Annotated in this window: 21 protein-coding genes and 2 pseudogenes; 12 read left to right on the plus strand and 11 right to left on the minus strand. The window is 43.1% G+C overall.

Going from position 1 to position 19532, the window contains the following annotated elements; translation table 11 throughout:
* Positions 1-86 precede the first annotated feature (86 nt).
* The 4 genes from ACQ86K_RS23640 to ACQ86K_RS23655 all read left to right on the plus strand — a co-directional run bounded on the left by ACQ86K_RS23640 (position 87) and on the right by ACQ86K_RS23655 (position 2026).
* A complete protein-coding gene (locus ACQ86K_RS23640) occupies positions 87-230 on the plus strand; it encodes an ACT domain-containing protein (protein WP_431198922.1) in 144 nt (47 codons plus the stop codon).
* Positions 205-909 (plus strand): formyltetrahydrofolate deformylase, encoded by a 705-nt coding sequence (gene purU, locus ACQ86K_RS23645; protein WP_431198923.1) that lies wholly within the window; start codon positions 205-207, stop codon positions 907-909. Before ACQ86K_RS23640 ends, purU begins: the two co-directional genes overlap by 26 nt.
* Positions 910-1145: 236 nt before the next feature.
* Positions 1146-1640: a hypothetical protein gene (locus ACQ86K_RS23650; RefSeq protein ID WP_431198924.1), complete on the plus strand. Its 495-nt coding sequence runs from the start codon at positions 1146-1148 to the stop codon at positions 1638-1640.
* On the plus strand, positions 1628-2026 hold the full coding sequence (locus ACQ86K_RS23655; RefSeq protein ID WP_431198925.1) for an endonuclease/exonuclease/phosphatase family protein: 399 nt from the start codon (positions 1628-1630) through the stop codon (positions 2024-2026). The genes ACQ86K_RS23650 and ACQ86K_RS23655 overlap by 13 nt, the downstream gene beginning before the upstream one ends.
* A gap of 53 nt (positions 2027-2079) precedes the next feature.
* Here ACQ86K_RS23655 and ACQ86K_RS23660 read toward each other — a convergent pair whose 3' ends face one another.
* Positions 2080-3540, minus strand: coding sequence for a glycoside hydrolase family 30 protein (locus ACQ86K_RS23660; RefSeq protein WP_091175098.1), 1461 nt, complete (start codon positions 3538-3540; stop codon positions 2080-2082).
* A gap of 277 nt (positions 3541-3817) precedes the next feature.
* Positions 3818-4198 (minus strand): chorismate mutase, encoded by a 381-nt coding sequence (locus tag ACQ86K_RS23665; protein WP_091175095.1) that lies wholly within the window; start codon positions 4196-4198, stop codon positions 3818-3820.
* A gap of 315 nt (positions 4199-4513) precedes the next feature.
* Between ACQ86K_RS23665 and ACQ86K_RS23670 the strand changes: the two genes are divergently transcribed.
* Together ACQ86K_RS23670 and ACQ86K_RS23675 are read left to right on the plus strand one after the other, a co-directional pair.
* Entirely contained in the window at positions 4514-4864 is a 351-nt protein-coding gene (locus tag ACQ86K_RS23670) for a hypothetical protein (protein ID WP_431198926.1), read from the plus strand.
* A 44-nt stretch (positions 4865-4908) separates the two neighbouring features.
* Complete coding sequence (locus ACQ86K_RS23675; protein ID WP_431198927.1) at positions 4909-5547, plus strand: sterol desaturase family protein; 639 nt, start codon at positions 4909-4911, stop codon at positions 5545-5547.
* 121 nt (positions 5548-5668) lie between these two features.
* On the opposite strand, the gene ACQ86K_RS23680 is transcribed toward ACQ86K_RS23675, so the two are convergent.
* Both ACQ86K_RS23680 and ACQ86K_RS23685 read right to left on the minus strand, forming a co-directional pair.
* The gene (locus ACQ86K_RS23680) at positions 5669-6652 is read right to left on the minus strand and encodes a GlxA family transcriptional regulator (protein ID WP_091175091.1); all 984 of its coding nucleotides are present in this window, start codon (positions 6650-6652) and stop codon (positions 5669-5671) included.
* A gap of 128 nt (positions 6653-6780) precedes the next feature.
* Complete coding sequence (locus ACQ86K_RS23685; RefSeq protein WP_090527806.1) at positions 6781-7428, minus strand: ankyrin repeat domain-containing protein; 648 nt, start codon at positions 7426-7428, stop codon at positions 6781-6783.
* 274 nt (positions 7429-7702) lie between these two features.
* On the opposite strand from ACQ86K_RS23685, the pseudogene ACQ86K_RS23690 reads away from it, so the two are divergent.
* Both ACQ86K_RS23690 and ACQ86K_RS23695 read left to right on the plus strand, forming a co-directional pair.
* Positions 7703-10314, plus strand: a pseudogene (locus ACQ86K_RS23690) (DNA translocase FtsK 4TM domain-containing protein).
* 69 nt (positions 10315-10383) lie between these two features.
* Positions 10384-11061, plus strand: a complete 678-nt coding sequence (locus ACQ86K_RS23695; RefSeq protein WP_091175087.1) for a LolA family protein — start codon at positions 10384-10386, stop codon at positions 11059-11061.
* 219 nt (positions 11062-11280) lie between these two features.
* Here ACQ86K_RS23695 and ACQ86K_RS23700 read toward each other — a convergent pair whose 3' ends face one another.
* From ACQ86K_RS23700 to ACQ86K_RS23710, 3 genes are read right to left on the minus strand one after another with little or no spacing between them, the layout of a single operon-like run.
* Entirely contained in the window at positions 11281-11820 is a 540-nt protein-coding gene (locus ACQ86K_RS23700; RefSeq protein WP_091175083.1) for an AAA family ATPase, read from the minus strand.
* A 24-nt stretch (positions 11821-11844) separates the two neighbouring features.
* Positions 11845-12336, minus strand: coding sequence for a hypothetical protein (locus tag ACQ86K_RS23705; RefSeq protein WP_431198928.1), 492 nt, complete (start codon positions 12334-12336; stop codon positions 11845-11847).
* Positions 12336-12905 carry a polysaccharide deacetylase family protein gene (locus ACQ86K_RS23710; RefSeq protein WP_431198929.1) on the minus strand — a complete coding sequence of 190 codons (570 nt, stop codon included), beginning with the start codon at positions 12903-12905 and terminating at the stop codon, positions 12336-12338. The genes ACQ86K_RS23705 and ACQ86K_RS23710 overlap by 1 nt, the downstream gene beginning before the upstream one ends.
* 117 nt (positions 12906-13022) lie before the next feature.
* Here ACQ86K_RS23710 and ACQ86K_RS23715 point away from each other — a divergent pair, with 117 nt between their 5' ends.
* Together ACQ86K_RS23715 and ACQ86K_RS23720 are read left to right on the plus strand one after the other, a co-directional pair.
* A complete protein-coding gene (locus tag ACQ86K_RS23715) occupies positions 13023-13295 on the plus strand; it encodes a hypothetical protein (protein ID WP_091175078.1) in 273 nt (90 codons plus the stop codon).
* Positions 13292-14054, plus strand: a pseudogene (locus ACQ86K_RS23720) (MBL fold metallo-hydrolase). The gene ACQ86K_RS23715 and the pseudogene ACQ86K_RS23720 overlap by 4 nt, the downstream one beginning before the upstream one ends.
* Positions 14055-14151: 97 nt before the next feature.
* Here the strand turns inward: ACQ86K_RS23720 and ACQ86K_RS23725 are convergent.
* Positions 14152-14430: a DUF3072 domain-containing protein gene (locus tag ACQ86K_RS23725; RefSeq protein ID WP_091175073.1), complete on the minus strand. Its 279-nt coding sequence runs from the start codon at positions 14428-14430 to the stop codon at positions 14152-14154.
* A 67-nt stretch (positions 14431-14497) separates the two neighbouring features.
* Positions 14498-15124 (minus strand): hypothetical protein, encoded by a 627-nt coding sequence (locus tag ACQ86K_RS23730; RefSeq protein WP_431198930.1) that lies wholly within the window; start codon positions 15122-15124, stop codon positions 14498-14500.
* A gap of 26 nt (positions 15125-15150) precedes the next feature.
* Here ACQ86K_RS23730 and ACQ86K_RS23735 point away from each other — a divergent pair, with 26 nt between their 5' ends.
* Both ACQ86K_RS23735 and ACQ86K_RS23740 read left to right on the plus strand, forming a co-directional pair.
* Complete coding sequence (locus ACQ86K_RS23735; RefSeq protein ID WP_091175070.1) at positions 15151-16731, plus strand: GDSL-type esterase/lipase family protein; 1581 nt, start codon at positions 15151-15153, stop codon at positions 16729-16731.
* 204 nt (positions 16732-16935) lie between these two features.
* On the plus strand, positions 16936-17520 hold the full coding sequence (locus tag ACQ86K_RS23740) for a hypothetical protein (protein WP_431198931.1): 585 nt from the start codon (positions 16936-16938) through the stop codon (positions 17518-17520).
* Here ACQ86K_RS23740 and ACQ86K_RS23745 read toward each other — a convergent pair.
* Together ACQ86K_RS23745 and ACQ86K_RS23750 are read right to left on the minus strand one after the other, a co-directional pair.
* Positions 17512-18450 carry a DUF72 domain-containing protein gene (locus ACQ86K_RS23745; RefSeq protein WP_091175066.1) on the minus strand — a complete coding sequence of 313 codons (939 nt, stop codon included), beginning with the start codon at positions 18448-18450 and terminating at the stop codon, positions 17512-17514. The two genes, ACQ86K_RS23740 and ACQ86K_RS23745, sit on opposite strands and share 9 nt — an antisense overlap.
* 126 nt (positions 18451-18576) lie before the next feature.
* Positions 18577-19338 carry an SDR family oxidoreductase gene (locus ACQ86K_RS23750; RefSeq protein ID WP_091175065.1) on the minus strand — a complete coding sequence of 254 codons (762 nt, stop codon included), beginning with the start codon at positions 19336-19338 and terminating at the stop codon, positions 18577-18579.
* Between the last annotated feature and the right edge of the window lie 194 nt (positions 19339-19532).

Here is a 19532-nt window from a genome sequence, read left to right on the forward strand (position 1 = left end):
ACATGGCTTTGCTACAATAAGTTGTAGAATAATTTAAAGAGAAATGCTTGTTATATATTCAGCAAAATTCTTTGTATCATTAAACCATGATTATTGTAATACAGTGTAAAGACAAAGTGGGCCTAGTGGCGGCCATATCTGCAACATTAGCCAAACACCTGCTCAATATAGTTTCCATGCGAGAGCATGTTGATCATAACGAAAATGTTTTTTACGCGCCTGGAAGTTGAACAAGGCGACGACGCCAGCCTCGAAGATTCATTACGTAAGATACTGCCCGAAGGGGCTTATATTTCAGTAAACCCTGAGCCCGTGAAGAAAGTGGTTGTACTGGCTACCAAAGAGTATCATTGCCTGAGCGATATCCTGGTGCGTAACCACTTTAATACCCTGGGCGCAAGTGTGCAATGCGTTATCGGTAATCACGCCAAACTGCAAAACATATGCGAGCGATTTGACATTCCTTTTTATCATATCAGCCATGAGCAGGTAAGCAAGGCTGAATTTGAACAAAAGGTGATTGGTACCATTAAACGATATACTCCTGATTACGTGGTACTGGCTAAATTTATGCGGATCCTCTCACCCCAATTTGTGGCTGAATTTCCGATGAAGATCATTAATATCCATCACTCGTTTTTACCCGCGTTTATAGGTGCCAATCCCTATAAGCAGGCGTTTGAACGGGGTGTGAAACTCATAGGGGCAACAGCGCACTACGTATCAAATGAGTTGGACGAAGGGCCGATCATTGCCCAGCAAATTGTTCCGGTAAACCACTCATATAGCTGGACAGACATGGTAAAAGCCGGCCAGGAAGTGGAAACTGCCGTATTAGCCAAGGCCCTAAAGCTTGTTTTTGAAGACCGGGTATTTGTGTATAAGAACAAAACGGTAGTGTTTGAGTAAACTCACCCGCCAATGTTCGGGATAGTAGCGATACCAGCTAATGCCAGGCTAAGCTTGTTATCGGTGTCCTTGCATGTTTCTTTAAATTCTGAATAGAATTACTCCTGGCTTACAAAATTTTGAACCCTCGTAAGTTTTCGCCGGTTAAATACTCTTCAGTGTATAACTTATGTTATAACGTAATATTTACTTTTAACTTTGTTCAAGTGCCGTTGGCATCTTATCTAAATATTACTATGAAAAAACTACTTTCTTTATTATTTATGGCTATACTTTCTGTTTCAGCAAGTTATGGCCAACATCAGCTTACTATTGCCACGTATAATTTACGTAATGATAATGCCACAAATGATGATTCTGTACGAGGCAATGGCTGGAAACAGCGCCTGCCGGTTATAACGCAGCTCATCCGCTTTCATGACTGGGATATTTTTGGCACCCAGGAAGGCTTGGTACACCAGCTTGAGGGTTTAAAACAGGCCATGCCCCAGTACGTTTTTACCGGCATAGGCCGGGATGATGGTAAAACTGCCGGCGAGTTCTCGGCCATTTTTTACAAAAAGGATAAATTTAAACTGTTGAAACATGGCGATTTCTGGATGGCGCCGATTACCAACAAGCCCAACAAAGGCTGGGATGCCGCACTTCCAAGGATATGCTCATGGGGATATTTCCGGGAGAAAAAACCGGTTACAAGTTTTACTACTTTAACCTGCATATGGACCATATAGGTGTGATTGCCCGCCGTGAGAGCGCAAAACTGGTATTGAAAAAAGTGAAAGAGTTAGGCGGTAACTCGCCTGCTATTTTATCGGGCGATTTTAATGTTGATCAAACGTCTGACAGCTACGCGGTAATCAATAACTCGGGGACGTTGAAGGATAGCTATGGGCTATCGCCCATAAAATATGCTACCAATGGTACTTTTAATGACTTCGATGCTAATGGTAAAACCAGCGGCCGTATCGATCATATTTTTGTAACCAAAGATTTTACGGTAAAGAGATACGGGATCTTAACGGATACCTACAGGGCAAAGGCTAAAGGATCGGATAAATATGAGGCTAAGGAGCCCAGCGACCATTTCCCGGTAATGATAATGGTGGATCATAAATGACCCACCATACCAGAGATTTAGTTGATTGATTGAACTAAAGATTTTTATAAAAATCACTTCACTATAAGTGTAGCAATTGAGTGCGGCAGGGCAGTAGTGCCTGCCGCTTTTCCTTTTATCCAAAGGCTGTAATCTATTTTTTCGTCGGTTTTGTTCATTACCACCACCGCAATTGAGCCATCGGGGTTTTGGTAAGCGGTTGTTAATAGCTTATCCCTGCTGGCCACCGCGCTAATGCGTTTTGCACCGGGGTGAATATATTTAGAGAAATGGCCTATGTAATAGTATGAACTGGTGTAGATGAGGCTTCCGTTGCGCAGGTCGGCATGTACCGGGGCAAAGCAAAAGTTACCTACGTGATTTGGCCCGCCGTTTTCGTCAAGCAAAACGTTCCAGTCGGTCCAGGCAACGGTACCGGCGTTAAAGTCATTGATCATTGAAAGGCCGTAACGTTCGCCAAGCGACCAGTCATTGATCTTGTTGAAATCAAATTTTTCGATACAACCTTCGGTAAATACCAGGTTTTTGCCGGGGAATGCTTCATGGGTACGGCGGGTAGCTTCAAAATTTTGGCCCGCCCCGGTCCAGGTTTCATACCAATGGAAACCGATACCCCAGATATATTTGGCCGCTGCAGGATCTTCCAGGATAGTGCTGGCACGTTGGTAAAGCAAATCTCGGTTATGGTCCCAAACTATCAGTTTTTTATCGGCCAGGCCTCGTTTTTGCAAGGTTGGGCCTAAAAAGTTCTTTACAAAATCACGCTCCTCTTCGGCAGTATACATGCATGATTCCCATGTTTGCTTAGCCATCGGTTCGTTTTGTACCGAAAGGCCCCATATAGGAACCCCTTCTTTTTCATAAGCTTTAATAAACTTAACGTAAAAGTTGGCCCAGCTTTGATCAAATTCCTTTTTGAGCTTACCTCCATGCAGTACATCGTTATTATCTTTCATAAAAGCAGGAGGGCTCCAGGGTGATACAAACATGGTCAGTTTACCTCCCGCAGCCGCTGCGGCCGCTTTAATAAAAGGAATCCGGTAGGTTTTATCATGACTAATATCAAAGGTTTTTAATTCCTTATCACCATCTTTTACATAACTGTAGCTATCGCTCGAAAAATCACAGCTTTGAATATTGGTGCGGCCAAAGGAGTAACCAATGCCTTTGGCTTTATTATAGTAAGCAGTTAAAAATTCCTTTTGTTTATCTTTTGGCAGTTTGGCATAAGTTTCGGCTGCCGCATCTGTAAGCGCACCGCCAATTCCTATCATCGTTTGGAATGTTTTGGACGGATCAATAAAAACTGCCACCTCTGTTTCTGCAGGTTGAGGCTTATCTGCAAACTTCAGGGTTTCGGTTTCTTTAAATTTATACCCGGCCTTTTGCTCAGAGACAATCACCTTGACCGATTTACCCATTACCGAATAAGGCGCTTTACCCTGGGCGCTGACAAAGCCAATCTTTAATAATCCGCCCGCGATGAAACAGGCAATTAAATACTTTTTTTGCATGAGTTTAATTAATAGGCTTACCGGCTTGGTTACAAGCCTGGACTGTGGCTAACCGGAGTTGTCAAATTTATTAAACTTAATTAAAAAAAGCAAAAATCACGATATAAATTATCACCTCAAAAGGTCGTGCCGGGCAAATTGATACGCCTTAATACCAAATTTTATCTTAGTTTAATCAATTGATAATAAATACATTGAACGATAACTCGTATAGAAATAGCTTACAAATTTGATGCGCTAAAATGCTTTTTAAATTATAGTGTATTTTTTACACCGGCTATTGTTTTTGAGCCTTAATTTCTTCCTCAATGCGCAGACTTTCTTTATGGATAGCGTTCATAAGTTCTGTAATGAATGTGGCGGAGAGCCCCTCCTGTTTTCCGGCTTCGACAGTTTTCTCCAGTACCTGTTTAAAACGGTCGGCTTGGAGGGCCGGTATATTGTTTTTTGCTTTGTAAATGCCTATCTCTTTTACTACCCTCTCGCGTTCGCCCAATAAGGCTATCAATTTTTTATCGAGGGAATCAATTTTGATGCGGTTGTTTTGTAGCGGACTGTTGGCAGAAGTTTGGGGCAAAGGTGTTGATTGTGCGTTAACTAAACTGTACCGGATCATACACACTAAAAATAATATAAAAGCACGGTTAAATAATTTCATATCAGATGATTTTTTGAGGTAAATTTAGAGAAATAACCTTGCTGTTAATAGATTGTTTCGGGATTGATGCAGAGTTACTCACTCCTGGCATCACTACACTCGTTACCCTTTTTATTTGATGCTCCCTCATTTCTTTTCACTTTATTTAATAAGCTAATTTATCATTGATAATAAAAAGGACCGAAGAGCACAGGCAGGTCAGCCCTGATGTGTGATGTTGATATCCTTTCAAAGAATTTACATGTACCTACATATATACAAATTAATTTTCCTAAATTTGAATAAAACCTTTTACCGGTAAACCTAATTTTCGATATGGATTTTTTAAAAACGATATACGAGCATATTACAGGATTTTTTGGCCTCGGCGGATTGTATACCATCATCAAATCGGGCGATTATGGCAAACTGCTTACCTATGATGGCATTACGGCTTTATTGGGCCCTATGCTGCCTGTACTTTTGGTGTTTGAGATCATCAGGGGAGCCTTTTATAAAAAATTCAAGGTGATCCATTACAAGATCTCTTTTTGGACATATGTACTAAATGCTTTTATAGGCAGCGTACTTTCCATTGCCATGGTAGGTTTTTGTATCGGTTTTTTTCGCGGTTTGCTATTTTCAAAACCACGTTTACCTGGTACTGGTTTATTTACGGCTATATAGTATGGGAGTTTGCTCATTTTTGGTATCACTACCTTGCGCACAAGGTGAGGATCCTGTGGTGCCTCCACTCAACCCATCACGCGCCCGAAAGCATGAACCTTTCAGTTACCTTTGCCCATTTCTTTCTTGAAGCGCCTTATGCAGATCTCATCCGCACCAGCATTTGTATTTTATTAGGTGTAAACCCGCCTATGCTGTTTGTAATTATGTTTATTGATGGATTTTGGGGATCTATGATCCACATTGGTGAAAACCTTATTGAAGATGGACGACTTGGCTTCCTCAACAGAATCGTACTTACACCATCGCATCACAGGGTACATCATGCGCGTAATCCATTATATATGGATACCAATTTCTGTAACTTGTTACCGATATGGGATAAAGTTTTCGGCACCTTCCAAAATGAAGACCGCAAGATCCCTATTGAATATGGCATCAGTCGCCCCATGATTAAAAACAGCTTTTTGGATGCTTATTTTGGCGAGATAATAGCGCTGGCCAAAGATGTACGCAAGGCGCCCGGTATTAAAAACAAGTTTCTGTACGTTATAATGCCACCCGGCTGGAGCCATACGGGCGATCATAAAATGACAACAGTGGTTAAAAAGACCTATTTTGAATCGCTTGGGGAGCAAGAAAAAACTGATAAGGTAAAAGAAAGTAAAGCTGAAGTTGTTTAAAACCCATACTATAAAAGTGTCATTGAGGTACGAAACAACGAGCCTCACCCAACCCTCTCCAAAGGAGAGGGCTTAAGAGTTTTTCAAGTCTCCCCTCCCGGGGGAGATTTACAGGGGGCATTCAATTCTCCAGCACTGCCCTGCGGCAATATTTACTCCTGTAATCCTGCGGAGTTAAGCCTGTTATCCGTTTAAAGATCTTCCTGAACGTTTTCAGGTCGTTATAACCAACTTTGTACATCAGCTCGCTGATATTGAAATTGGTTTTCTCGAGGCCTTTTTTTACAGATTCGATCTTTACCTTTTGCAGGTATTCCATTGGCGTATTCTGCGTGGCACTTTTAAACCGGCGAATGAAATTACGCTTACTCATATTGGTTTGTCCGGCAATCTCCTCTACCGAAATAGGCAGGTGGTAATTATTTTCGATAAACAACTGCGAACGCATTATTTCCTGGTCTTCATGCTGATGCTGCCCTTCAAATACTTTAAAGTGCGCCTGGCTGGTACGGTCAATATCCAGCGAAAACATTTTACTTGCCCAAATACCGGTATCCCTGCCACAATATTTTTCAATCAGGTACAGGATCAGGTTCATGCTTGAAAAAGCACCGCCACTGGTATAAGTCCCGTCTTTATCGGTGGTTACCATATCGGGTAAAATATTCACATCCGGATAGCGGCGTTTCATATCATCAACAGCAACCCAATGTGTAGTACAGGGTTTGCCGTTAAGCACACCCGCTTCGGCCAAAAAATAACTACCGAAACACAGGCTGGCCACTTCCGCGCCCTTATTGTACATGTCCCTTATAAAATCAATCAGGTTTTTGTTTTTACGCATCACCAAATCAGGCGGACCATAAAACGCCGGGGCTATTACCAGATCGATATCTTTGATCTCATCAATGGTTTTAAAACCGGTAAACTGGGCAGGGAAATAAAGCAGGTTATTGTTTATTTTTTCGCCTACAAGCATTACACTAAAGGCCTCGGTTTTGCCGCTTTCTACCAAAAAACGGTTAGTATGCCTCACCATATCCAATACGCCCGATATGGTTGAAAGATTAATGTCTTCGTGAATAAGCAGCGCTATTTCTTTCATTTGTTATAATTCAGGTTATTACAAATATATAAAAGCCCCCGGTACGAAAACATGCGATAAGCCTTAAAAAACGCTCATCTTTAGTAAAAAGCTATCACTTAACCAGTTTAAAATTAAGCGTTTAAACATCAACTCAAAATTTCAGCTATCTCTTCAAAACCTTTTTCGCGGGCCAGGTCGGCGGGGAGTTTGCCGCCTTCCATGCGTATAAAAAGCTCGGCACCATTTTCCAGCAACAGGATAATGAGTTCCAGGTTGCCATTTTGTGCAGCCGAATGCAGCGGTGTGGCACCGGCCTGCTGTATCACATTTACCTTCGCACCGTTTTCAATCAGCATACGGGCAATCTCAGTATAATTACCTGCCGCCGCCGAATGAATTGGAAACACGTTGAAACCATTATTTGATTGCAGGTTAACATTTGCGCCTTTGAGCACCAGGTAGCGCGCAACATCAAACTGCCCAAAATAACAGGCAAGCCCTAAAGCAGTAAAGCCATCTTCGGCGTAATCATCAAGAGTATTTGGGTTAGTAGTAACCAGGTGGGCAACCGTATCAAATTTGCCGGCCGCAGCCGCTTCAAACAAACTAATATCGTTTACATAGTTTAACAGTAAACCGGTAACCTCCGGCTTTTTATAATAGCACGAAAGCATAAGCGGCGATACCCTGAGGCTTGTTTTTTGAGTAGCCAGCGCAGGATCTCGGCCAAGCAGGGTATTGATACTATCTAAATCAGCTGAGGCGATATATTCTTCTAGTCTTTCTATGCTCATTACTTAGTTAAGTAAAGCGTTTACTATTAACGGCGCTACTATATTCACTTTGTTAAATTTACGTTTATGTTACGGGTAAATGTTGTTTTTCAATTATACTAAAAAATTAAAAATGTTGCCAATAAGTTATATAATCTGTTAACTTTATATTGATTCGGCCTGTAATTTTTTGCAGGTTACTGAATCTTATATAAAATATTTACCGGGTGTAACTGCAAAGTTCACATAGGTGAAATTTTACGTAAGTTTGCACATAAACGATTGTTACATCAGGATGCCGGCAAAAGGAAACCAGTTTAGATCAAATAATTTCAAGGGAGAAAATCAGCCTCGCCAAAGCGGCAAGGCCGAACAGGAACGGGCGAAAGGCAGGAAATTACCTAAACTGCCCAGCTTTGACTATGACTATGAAAACGGCAAGGCTGTTAAAATAGCAGGTTTGTTTTCACTGCTATTATCCATTTTTTCCTCATTGCTTTTACATCATACCTGTTTACCTGGCAGGAAGACCAAAGCTATATTTCCAAAACAAACGGCGGCTGGCATAACCTTTCAACAGGCACTACCGTTCATGAAATTGCCGACCTGAGCGATCCAACCATCAGGGCGCAAAACTGGCTGGGCAAGTTTGGCGCGTTATTATCCAATCAGTTTATTTATGAGTGGTTTGGCGTAGCTTCATTCCTTTTTATTTTTGTTTTTTTTGTTGTAGGATATCGTCTGCTTTTTAAAGCGAGGCTATTTTCTATACGTAAAACACTTGCATATTCGTTATTCAGCATTGTTTTTATTTCTGTGGCGATAGCTTATTTTCATTCATTTGTGATTGATTATCCCCACTACCTTGAAGGCGGTTTCGGTTTTTGGACCAACCGCTTACTTGCGGCTCAGATAGGTGAAGCGGGTACCGGCGGATTGCTGGTGTTTTTGGCACTTACCGTATTGGTAATAGCCTATAACATCGACTTTAAAATACCCCAGCGTAAAAACCGCCCGGTTGCAGCAATGAGTGTTGATGAGATAGCACCTGAACCTGTTGAACTGATTGATGAAGAGCCGTCAATGCCGCTTGAATGGCCCCGGGGCAATAACAACATCCGCGAAACCCATGTAAGCAGCATCATGCCCGAGCCCATGGTACAGGAACCGCTTATACCTCCATCACCGCTTAGGCACCCTCCTATGGAGCAAATGCCCGGATATCATGAACCTGTGGTGTTGCGTCCTGAAAATACAATTAAACACGAACCCGAAGAGGAAGAAGAAATCCCACTCACCATTGATACCAACAGGCCTCTGCCCGAATTAAGTGTTGAACAGGCTGATGGAGCCAAACAGGATGACCTGCTAAGCAAATTTGGTATATATGACCACAAGCTCGATCTGGCTTCATACAAACTTCCGCACCTGGAGTTATTAGAAAACCACGGTTCAAACAAGATTTCGGTTAATGCCGAAGAGCTGGAAGCCAACAAGAATAAAATTGTTGAAACGCTGAACCATTACAACATCGAGATTGATAAGATCAAGGCAACCATTGGCCCAACGGTTACCTTATACGAGATCATCCCTGCCCCAGGTGTAAGGATCAGCAAGATCAAGAACCTGGAAGATGATATCGCACTAAGTTTAGCTGCATTAGGCATCCGTATCATTGCCCCTATGCCTGGCAAGGGAACCATCGGTATTGAAGTGCCTAATCAAAATCCCGAGATGGTTTCGATGCGCTCTATTCTATCCACGGAAAAATACCAGAATACCACGATGGACCTGCCTATCGCTTTAGGTAAAACCATATCTAACGAAGTTTTTATTGCCGATTTGGCCAAGATGCCACATTTACTGGTTGCCGGAGCCACCGGCCAGGGTAAATCGGTTGGTATTAACGCCATTCTGGTATCGCTGCTGTATAAAAAACACCCTGCCGAGCTCAAATTTGTACTGGTTGACCCTAAAAAGGTGGAACTTACGCTTTTCCGTAAGATAGAAAGGCACTTTTTGGCTAAGCTGCCTGATGATGGCGATGCCATCATCACCGATACCAAAAAGGTAGTAAACACGCTCAATTCGCTTTGTATTGAAATGGACCAGCGTTATGACTTGCTGAAAGACGCGCAGGTACGCAACCTGAAAGAGTACAACGCCAAATTTGTAAACCGTAAGATCAGCGACCCTGAAAAACATCGTTACCTGCCGTTTATAGTTTTGGTGATTGATGAGTTTGCCGATTTGATGATGACTGCCGGTAAAGAAGTAGAAATGCCTATTGCCCGTATTGCGCAGCTGGCACGTGCGGTGGGTATCCATTTGGTTATTGCAACGCAGCGCCCTTCTGTTAACATCATTACCGGTACTATCAAAGCCAACTTCCCGTCAAGGCTGGCCTTCAGGGTACTTTCTAAGATCGATTCGCGCACCATTCTGGATGCCGGCGGCGCTGATCAGTTGATCGGTCGTGGGGATATGCTATTTTCAACAGGTAGCGACCTGATCCGTTTACAGTGTGCATTTGTGGATACGCCGGAGGTTGAAGCTATATCTGATTTTATCGGCAACCAGAAAGGTTATCCATCGGCCATGTACCTGCCCGAATATGTGGGAGAAGGTGAAGCCAGCAGCGGCGCCAAAGAATATGACCCGGACGACCGCGACCCGATGTTTGAAGAAGCTGCCCGTTTAATTGTACTGCACCAACAAGGCTCAACATCGCTTATCCAACGCAAAATGAAACTGGGCTATAACCGCGCCGGCCGCATTATTGACCAGTTGGAAGCAGCCGGAATTGTAGGGCCGTTTGAAGGCAGCAAGGCCCGTGATGTACTCTATCCCGACGAATACAGCCTTGAGCGCTACCTCGAAACACTGCAAAAACCAATTAAAGATTAAACCAAGCAAAATTTAATTACTCTAATCCAATAACTATTAATAACAATAGTTGTTGTTGAATAAAACTGAATGAAAAGGATCATAGCATATACCATTTTAGCAATAAGTACATACAGCACTGCCTTTGCACAAAAAGACAGCCAGGCAAAAGCGATTTTAAACCAGGTAAGCCAAAAATACCGGTCGTACGATGTTATTAAAAGTGATTTTACCTTTAGCCTGAATAACCAACAGGCCAATATTAAAGAAACACAAACCGGCACCCTGATATCAAGGGCGAAAACCGGTAAATACCGCGTTACCCTTTACAGCGCAGCCGCAAAACCCGAAGTAGACAAAGAAATTTTGAGCGACGGCAAAAACCAGTGGACATACCTTAAAAAAGATAAAGAAGTACAGGTAAGTGACGCTGACAAAAGCGGCGACGGATTGAGCAACCCTGCCCAGATTTTTACCATGTATGAAAAAGGGTTTAAATACCTGTACACCGGCGAGCAAAAGATATCAGGTAAAACTTACCAAAATATTGAGCTTACACCCGAAGATGATAAAAAAGCTATTTTTAAAGTGAAGCTTACTATCGATAAAGTAAAAAAACAGCTCTACAGTGCTTTGCTGTTTGATAAAAACGGCAACAGGTATACTTATACCGTGCGTACCTTTACCCCCAACGTACCTGCTCCTGACGCTACTTTTGCATGGGATGCCAAAGGTCACCCGGGTGTTGAACTGGTGGACTTGAGGTAATCTTTCTTAGATGTGCGATTTGAGATATTTTGAAGCGGGGGGTTACCTCCCGTTTTTTTTATTTTAATTATTTTGCCGCCGCTCGCCTCTTGGCGAGTGGCAACTATTACCAGGCCTCTGGCCTGCGTTAAACACCTGATTTATTTGATCCCGGCGGCGGGACGCCGCAGGATAGTTGCCACTCGGCAGGAGCCGAGCGGCGGCGAAGAGTTGTTTTTATTACAAAATTAACTCCTTAATTTTCCCTAAAACAGCCTCTACCCTTTCCTCAACAGTTGTATCACCTTCTATAATCAGCAAAGGAGTTGTGAGCTTGTTCATCCAATTCTTATGCGAATGCAGGCTTCGGCTGTTGGTGATGAGCTCATCATAACCGCGTGCCCAGTCAATAAATTCATTATAAAGCTTATTTCGCTCCCTACCGGTATAGATAATATCGCCATAACGTTCAAGCTCTCTTTGCTGCAAACGCCAAATCCTGATGGCTGGCGGGATATATAAAAATACCGACAGATCAAATCGCCAGTTATTGTTCCAGTTGATGACGGACCCGCCAAGGATCCAGTTTTCATTACCGGCCATTTCACTGTTAATCATAGCATTTCGTTCTTCAGGCGGTCGCCGGTTAGTAAAAGGAGGATCGGAAGGGAACCAGAAATAATGATCGCTGTCGAAATACGGGTAATCAAGTCTCTCGCTCAAAGTTTTGCCCAGCGTAGTTACCCCTGAGCCAGACGCGCCGAAGATGTTGATATGCACGGGTTGTTATATTTAAGTTCAAACTTACTCTTTTCCGACCTTAACCCTCCGCTCCATTACCTCTTTCCAGGTGGTTAAAATAAAGCCTTTTTGTTTAAGATAAGCTTTCAGGCGAGGATCGGTCATGGCCAGCAGGTCGCCTTTCCGTTTCTGGCCTTCGTTACAGATATTTTTAAATTGCGGCGACGGTTGTGTGCAGTGCATCAGTACCATCGTTAATCCCGGCGAAAAACGGTCGAAGTTTTCGATATAGTGGTCTGTGTACCATTTTTGCAGTTCCTTATCAGTAGCCTTGTCAATATCGGGCATTACCCAGTCATAGCTTGAATTATCGAGATCGTCCAGTACCGGCAAACCTCCTTTCCAGACTACGTCGCCAAGCTCACGCGCTTTTGCCAGTTCGGCAGGTTCGGGTATCGTCATTCCTTCAGTATATTTACCATCTTTTTTAAGCTGTGCTATCGTAGCATTCTTTGCTTCCTCGCGGTAAAAAAGATCCTCGCCTCCGGGCAGCATTACCGGTATCTTTTTTCAATGCCGAGGTTAATATATTTTTCGAGAAAAGCCGGCTTGGCAAATAAAGTACCCATATGCGAGTCGAGATGGGTTGGTATAAAGCCCATGGTTAAGGCACGGTCAAGCTGGGCGCGGATCTCCTTATCAATCTCATCGGCAGTAGCATGGAAATAAACGGCGACTACTCCGGGCCAGAAAGCGCCTTCTTTATCAATCAGTCCCGGAACTGTTGCCTTACCCGCAAGCGGCCCCCATCGGTAATTTTTCCATTCGGAAGTTAAGGTTAAGTGCAGCCCTGCATCAATTCCCGGGTGCTGATCCATATAATGCTTAAAATCTGGTACCCAGGGGCAGGGCATCATCACACTGGTTGAAGTGGCTATACCCTCACCAATGGCTTTCTCCACCCCTTCGTTTGATTCGTGCGACATACCGGCATCGTCAACATGCAGGATAATTACACGTGCGCCTTTAGGCCAGCCAAGCTTTTCGGCATAGGTTTTGGTTTGCTGTGCATAAACGGCAATGCTAAAAACAATGCCTGTTGCTATGAGCAGTAAGTTCTTCATCCGGATGGTTTTAGGTTATAAAAGGTAAATAAAAATAGAAATTTAATTACCAAATGTGACATGCAAATGCCAATTTAAGCCCTGCAAATACACCCATTTTTACTACTTTTGAAATTAATGCTTCCCGCAACTAACCATACACTCGAGAAACTGGAACTGCTGTTAAAAACAGCCGGTTATAAAGTGCGTTATGAAAAGGGAAACTTTAAAACCGGTGCCTGCCTGCTGCTTAACAGTAAAATGATTGTGGTAAACCGTTTCTCTAATCTGGAAAGTAAGATCCTTGCTTTGGTTGAGCTATTGCGCGAACTTGAGGTAGATTACAAGCTGCTTGATGATAAACAGATTACATTTTTGCAGGAAATTAAACAAACTAAACTGCAGCTGTGACCATAACATTTTTAGGAACCGGAACATCGCAGGGGGTACCTGTTATAGCATGTAACTGCGAGGTATGCCTCTCAACAGATAAGCACGATAAGCGGCTGCGCAGCTCTGTTTTAATTGAAACCGAGGAAAAGGTAATTGCCATTGATTCGGGCCCCGATTTCAGGTACCAGATGCTTCGTGCAAAAGTACAGCACCTTGATGCTATCGTTTTTACACATGAGCATAAAGACCATATTGCCGGTATGGATGATATCCGCGCGTTTAATTACAAACAAAACGCCCCGATTGATATTTACGCTGATGAAAGGGTGCAAAAAGCCCTGGTGCGTGAATTTCCCTATATTTTTGATGGCACGGGTTACCCGGGCATTCCGCAGGTAAACATGCACATTATTGCGCTTGATCCCTTTATGATCGGTAATGTTGAGTTCTGTCCCTATCGAGGTGTTTCATTACAGATTGCCTATAAAAGGTTTCAGGATTAAAGATTTTACCTACCTCACCGATGCCAAAACAATTCCGGATGCAGAAAGGAAAAAAATAAAAGGCACAAAAATATTAGTGATCAACGCCCTGCAAAAGGAAACCCATATTTCCCATTTTACGCTTGAAGAAGCCATAGCTTTTGCTAACGACATTGGGGCCGAAACCACCTACTTTACACATATAAGCCACAGGCTGGGCAAACATGCTGACGTTTCCAAAGAGCTGCCTGCAGGCATTGAACTGGCGTATGACGGCCTGAAACTGACTATTTAATATCGATATCAATCCACGGTTTTAAACGGCAAGCATACATTTACAAAGAACTCGAGCCTTTACTGCAAGCAACGGGTTTTAATATTGCTTATTTTAATTAATTATTCAATCCCCTGCCTGTTTTATGCTGCAGCTCGTCTATCCGTTTTGATGCTTCGGCTTTGGTAAGCGATCCGTCAAACTCTTCACCGGCCTCGTCAGATAATGTTTTGAGGTAGGAATGCTGTGCGCCGGTCATGGGTTCATCACCTGTTGACCATTCATCAGGGTCTTTTACCATATTTGAACCTTTTATTTGATTTTGATTGATGATCTCCTCATCATCTGATTCATCGAAAAAGCCATTGTCTGGTGCATCATTGGGGTTGATAGCCATAACTATTGTTTTTATAATTACAACTGATACCGGGGCGCATTGTTTTTATTTTCAAAAGCATTGAAGATCACAGTTCGATAAAACTCACCCTGTCGATGGTACCTCTGTATTGTTTTAAATGGCCTTTATCGCTGGCATCAACCACGCCCCGAATAGTTACTTTACGTTTATTCATACGGATAAACTGACCATCATTATAGGTAAACAAACCTATATGAGTACCCGGCAGATAAAGGGGGCAATCCTGACTAAAATCAACCCAAATGGCATTATGTAATGCGTGGCTCGAGAACAGGCTGTCATTAAAAAGCGCGGATTGCTCGTTCCCTTCCTTGTATTTACCGCTCACTTCAACATATTGTTTATCATATTTTTCAATATGACTGGTCAGCTCTGTAAATGAAATCTTTTTATAATCTTTTGAACTATTGCAATCGCTTTGGAAAACTTTTTTTGTTTGGCACACGCACCAAGCAAAACCAACAGCGGCAAAATCCGGAGCAAATTTTTGATATGGATAAATACCACGGTCATTCAAATCAGGAGTGATTAAGATAGTGAAAATATCTGTCAATAATCCTGATAACAGATATTTTACAGCGAGGTTACAGATGTTATAATAAAAATGGAATTTGTCTTTGCTAAAACGTTTAGGCACCTTGTAGTTTAGCTTTATGCTGTTATTTTTGTACATCAACATTTAACCTGAATTAACCTCCCATGAAATTAAAACTGATAGGCACCTTACTCCTATTGTCGGCCCTTTGCGTACAGGCCCAGCAAAAAGTTATCCCACTTTACCCCGGCGCGGCTCCCGGTTCCGAAAACTGGATCTGGAACGAGGGCGAAAGCGACAACAACGCTTTTAATACCAAAGTTGTTTACAACGTTACGCGCCCTTCCCTGGGTGTTTTCCTGCCCGATTCATCCATCGCTACCGGCACCGCGGTGGTTATTTGTCCCGGCGGCGGCTTCCATACCCTGTCAATCAACAGCGAGGGGTATGACGTAGCTAAATGGCTCAACAAACAGGGGGTAGCCTGCTTCGTACTGAAATACAGGTTGGCTCACAGTTTAACTAACGACCCGGTAAAAGAATTGGTAGCCAAAATGAGTCAGAAGGATTTCCCTAAACAGGTAGCGCCTATCATTCCCTTAGCTATCGCTGACGCGCGTGCAGCGCTGACTTATGTGCGTGAACATGCCTCCGAATACCATGTTTCGCCGCAACGAATCGGGATCATGGGCTTTTCGGCAGGCGGCACACTGGCCGGTGCCGCAGCTTTCAATTACACAGCAGCTAACAAACCCGATTTTGACGCGCCTATTTATGCATACGTGCCTCCAGAACTGATCTCAAAAATCCCTGACGACGCGCCGCCGATGTTTATAGCTGCAGCTACTGATGATCAGCTTGGCCTTGCTCCGCACAGCATTGAGCTTTATAGCAAATGGCTGGCATCAAAACACAGCGCCGAGCTGCATATGTACGCTAAAGGAGGCCACGGTTTTGGCATGCGCAAACAAAACCTGCCTACCGACAACTGGATAGACCGCTTTAACGAGTGGCTCGATCTGAAAGGTTTTTTAAAACCCATAGACCCTAAAGTAAAAACAGTTAAAGAGAGAGCCGATCAATGGGAAGCCTACCATAAGCAATGGGAAGATGCATTTCATAAAGACTGGGCAAACATGACCCGTTACCAGGCCGATAATGAAAAGGTAAAAGCATCAGCCCCAAACCCTAAAAGTGTAGTTTATATGGGCGATTCCATTACCGATTTCTGGATCAGCAGGGATTCAACCTTCTGGAGCGATAAACCATATTTTGACCGCGGCATCAGCGGACAAACCACCACCCAAATGCTGGTGCGTTTTCGTGATGATGTGATAGATCTGAAACCTGGTGCCGTGGTGATCCTGGCAGGAATAAATGATATCGCCCAAAATAACGGCCCGATAGCTATTGAAGATATTTTTGGCAATATTCAATCCATGGCATTGCTGGCTAAGGCCGCCAATATTAAAGTAGTATTATGTTCAGTACTGCCCGCCTATGCCTTTCCATGGCGCCCGGGTATGGAACCTGCGCAAAAAGTGGTGCAGCTTAACGCCATGATCAAAGCTTTTGCCGATGCCAATAAAATGGTTTATGTAGATTACCATAGCGCCATGGCCGACGAGCGCAAAGGTTTGCCGAAAAATTTAGCCGCTGATGGTGTGCACCCTACTGTTGAAGGATACAGGTTAATGGAGCCATTGGTTGAAAAGGGTATTGCGGAAGCGTTGAAGAGGAAGTAGGCCAGATAAACTTTAGCAGATGTTGCAGAATTTTGAAATCCGGCGGACTTTCGAGGTACGATGATAAGCAGGGACAGACTTGCGAAGTTTTAAACACTTCGCAAGTCTGCCTTATACAACATGGCCTGAGGACACACCTTTAAAACCGGTAAGCAAATACCTTCTTTTAAAAATGTTGGTGTTTTTAATTTAGTAAATTGCATATTGGGGCTTAAATGCAGCAGCAAGGTTGATGGTACCGATCAACTTGCCGATGAGATCCTCATAAAAAAACAGAAACATCCCATGAAAAATATATTCAGGCTCCTGATCATCATATTATCGCCGCTGGCATTACATGCTCAAAATCCGGTAGTTGTAAAACAACAGGCAATCCTGATGGCCCAAAGCATGACCAAAGGAGATTATAAGACTATTATTAGTTATACTTATCCCAAAGCGGTGCAAATGGCCGGGGGCAAAGAAAAAATGGCCGATATGATTGGTACAGCTATGCAGCAAATGAAAACTGCGGGCATCAGCTTTGAAAACATTACAGTTGGCACCCCTGGTAAATTTTATAAAGCCGGGAAGGAAATCCATTGCCTGCTGCCCGAAACTATCATTATGGCAAGCCCAAAAGGCCGTATGGCCATGCACAGCAACTTATTGGCGGTTAGCGGCGATGGTGGCAAAAACTGGTCGTTCCTGGATATGAACAATTCAACCGCGGATAAGGTAAGGCAACTGATCCCCAACTTTAACCCGGCTATGAAAATTCCGCCGGCTACTACAGAGCCATTACAATAACAGCGAGGTTTGGGCGGTTGGCTTATTATTGTCTCTCTGGATAAATTGAGGGCGCATTAATTGGGTGCCCAAAGCGTCATTTAGTTTTTCAACCACATAATCAGCAAGCTCTGGTGAGTAACGCTCATCATGCTGGTGCATAAAAAACCATACCGATTTAAGGCCTTGATCTTTCCAGTTTTTGATCCGCTCAACCCATTCATCAACGCGGGCATAATCTGTTGGGTGCAGACTGTTGCCTACAAAGCGGATAAAGGCGTGTGGTGTAGGCAATGCCATATGCACCACATCGCGGCGGCCGCTGGCATCAGTTATGATAGAGCCAATATTCAGATCTCGGAAAAGATTAAATACCTTGTCGCGGTTTTCGGCAACGGCAAACCAGTCTTTATGGCGCAGCTCAACAAATACGGGAATATCTTTTGGTAGTTGTTCAAGATAGGCCTTAAGCTCCGGAAAACTCTTTGGTGTGTAATTATCGCTCAACTGCAAAAACAGCGGACCAAGCTTATCGCCGAAAGCCAAAATACCTTCATAATACGTGGTCGTGATATCCTCCGCGTTTTTTAACCGGCGAATGTGACTAATGCTTTGAGAAAATTTAGGGCAAAATTTAAAACCGGGATTGCTATCGGCTTTTTGTTTCCATTTGGAAATGGTATCCGGACCGTAAACCTGGTAAAAGGTAGCGTTAAGCTCAATGCAATCAAAATGCTTAACGTATTCATCTAAAAAATTGGCGTCCTTGGTTTTTGGCGGATAAATTTTGCCAATCCATTCTTTGCGCCCCCATTTTGCGCAGCCAACATGTACCTGCAAAGGCACATCATTTTTTGCAGCGGCAAGGGTTTCAACAGTTATCTGCGGGTCGGCCGGCAAGGTAAAATCAACCCGGGATAATTCTTCGTCCGTTACTCTACCAAATTCCATGTGCTTTTTTGTGCGAAAGATAGGAAATTGTCTGAATCAGAATTTACAGGATTAATGAATTTTCAGAATAAATAATTTATTTGCATTACATTCTGTTAATTTAAAAATTCTGATTCAGACAATCAACTACAAGAACATCCCGCCCGAAGCTTCAATACGCTGAGCATTGATCCAGCGGGCATCCTCAGTGCATAGAAAAGCTACTATGCCACCAATATCATCCGGCTGGCCTACCCTGCCCAAAGCTGTTGACTTCGACATCATTTCTTCCAAACCAGGGTGCGAATCAAATGCCGCTTTGGTAAAATCGGTTTGAATAATACCCGGAGCCACCACATTTGCGGCTATACCACGGCTGCCCAATTCTTTCGCCAGGTATTTGGTGAATACCTCGATAGCGCCTTTCATGGATGCATAAACGGCATACCCCGGAGTTGAGAAACGGGCCAGCCCGGTCGAAAAATTAATGATCCGGCCGCCGTCGGCAATTACCGGTAAGCTTTTTTGGGTTAAAAAGTAAACACCTTTAAAATGAACATTAAACAGGCTGTCAAAATCTTCTTCGGTGGTTTGTGCAAATGGCGAGGCAGCGTCGATACCTGCATTATTGATCAGAAAATCAAAGGTATCACGGTTCCATTTTTCGTTTAGGGTTGCTTTCAGTTTTGTAATAAAAGCATCAAAGGTGGATACGATACCTGTATCCAGTTGTAAAGCAGCAGCCTTTTGTCCTGCCGATTCAATTTCTGCAACTACAGCTTCAGCTTCCTCTTTTTTACTGCGATAAGTAACTATTACATCAATACCTTTTTTAGCCAGGTGCAATGCAGCATTTTTACCCAGCCCGCGGCTTCCACCGGTTATCAGTGCAATTTTATTTGTTCCCATTGTGATGTTTTTTTAATGTTTTAACAATACAAAGGTGCAATAGTTAGGAATGAAAATTATGGTGACTACTTCAGATTAAATGGTGACCATTTCAGTTTTTTTCAAAATATTTCTATCGGAAAACTCCCAGAAAGTATGGACTGAGACAGCATTAATAAATTTATCTACCTCAAAATGAACGGAAAAGAAATAAA

The sequence above is a fragment of the Mucilaginibacter sp. P19 genome (assembly GCF_050632265.1).
Lineage (GTDB): Bacteria > Bacteroidota > Bacteroidia > Sphingobacteriales > Sphingobacteriaceae > Mucilaginibacter > Mucilaginibacter gossypii.

Coding starts and splice junctions, on each gene's coding strand:
- ACQ86K_RS23660 (WP_091175098.1), bottom strand. CDS start 3,540: ATGCAAAAAAAGTATTTAATTGCCTGTTTCATCGCGGGCGGATTATTA.
- ACQ86K_RS23695 (WP_091175087.1), top strand. CDS start 10,384: ATGAAAAGGATCATAGCATATACCATTTTAGCAATAAGTACATACAGC.
- ACQ86K_RS23710 (WP_431198929.1), bottom strand. CDS start 12,905: ATGAAGAACTTACTGCTCATAGCAACAGGCATTGTTTTTAGCATTGCC.
- purU (WP_431198923.1), top strand. CDS start 205: ATGTTTTTTACGCGCCTGGAAGTTGAACAAGGCGACGACGCCAGCCTC.
- ACQ86K_RS23715 (WP_091175078.1), top strand. CDS start 13,023: ATGCTTCCCGCAACTAACCATACACTCGAGAAACTGGAACTGCTGTTA.
- ACQ86K_RS23655 (WP_431198925.1), top strand. CDS start 1,628: ATGGACCATATAGGTGTGATTGCCCGCCGTGAGAGCGCAAAACTGGTA.
- ACQ86K_RS23705 (WP_431198928.1), bottom strand. CDS start 12,336: ATGCTGCCCGGAGGCGAGGATCTTTTTTACCGCGAGGAAGCAAAGAAT.
- ACQ86K_RS23670 (WP_431198926.1), top strand. CDS start 4,514: ATGGATTTTTTAAAAACGATATACGAGCATATTACAGGATTTTTTGGC.
- ACQ86K_RS23745 (WP_091175066.1), bottom strand. CDS start 18,450: ATGGAATTTGGTAGAGTAACGGACGAAGAATTATCCCGGGTTGATTTT.
- ACQ86K_RS23730 (WP_431198930.1), bottom strand. CDS start 15,124: ATGTACAAAAATAACAGCATAAAGCTAAACTACAAGGTGCCTAAACGT.
- ACQ86K_RS23685 (WP_090527806.1), bottom strand. CDS start 7,428: ATGAGCATAGAAAGACTAGAAGAATATATCGCCTCAGCTGATTTAGAT.
- ACQ86K_RS23680 (WP_091175091.1), bottom strand. CDS start 6,652: ATGAAAGAAATAGCGCTGCTTATTCACGAAGACATTAATCTTTCAACC.
- ACQ86K_RS23750 (WP_091175065.1), bottom strand. CDS start 19,338: ATGGGAACAAATAAAATTGCACTGATAACCGGTGGAAGCCGCGGGCTG.
- ACQ86K_RS23640 (WP_431198922.1), top strand. CDS start 87: ATGATTATTGTAATACAGTGTAAAGACAAAGTGGGCCTAGTGGCGGCC.
- ACQ86K_RS23735 (WP_091175070.1), top strand. CDS start 15,151: ATGAAATTAAAACTGATAGGCACCTTACTCCTATTGTCGGCCCTTTGC.
- ACQ86K_RS23725 (WP_091175073.1), bottom strand. CDS start 14,430: ATGGCTATCAACCCCAATGATGCACCAGACAATGGCTTTTTCGATGAA.
- ACQ86K_RS23650 (WP_431198924.1), top strand. CDS start 1,146: ATGAAAAAACTACTTTCTTTATTATTTATGGCTATACTTTCTGTTTCA.
- ACQ86K_RS23665 (WP_091175095.1), bottom strand. CDS start 4,198: ATGAAATTATTTAACCGTGCTTTTATATTATTTTTAGTGTGTATGATC.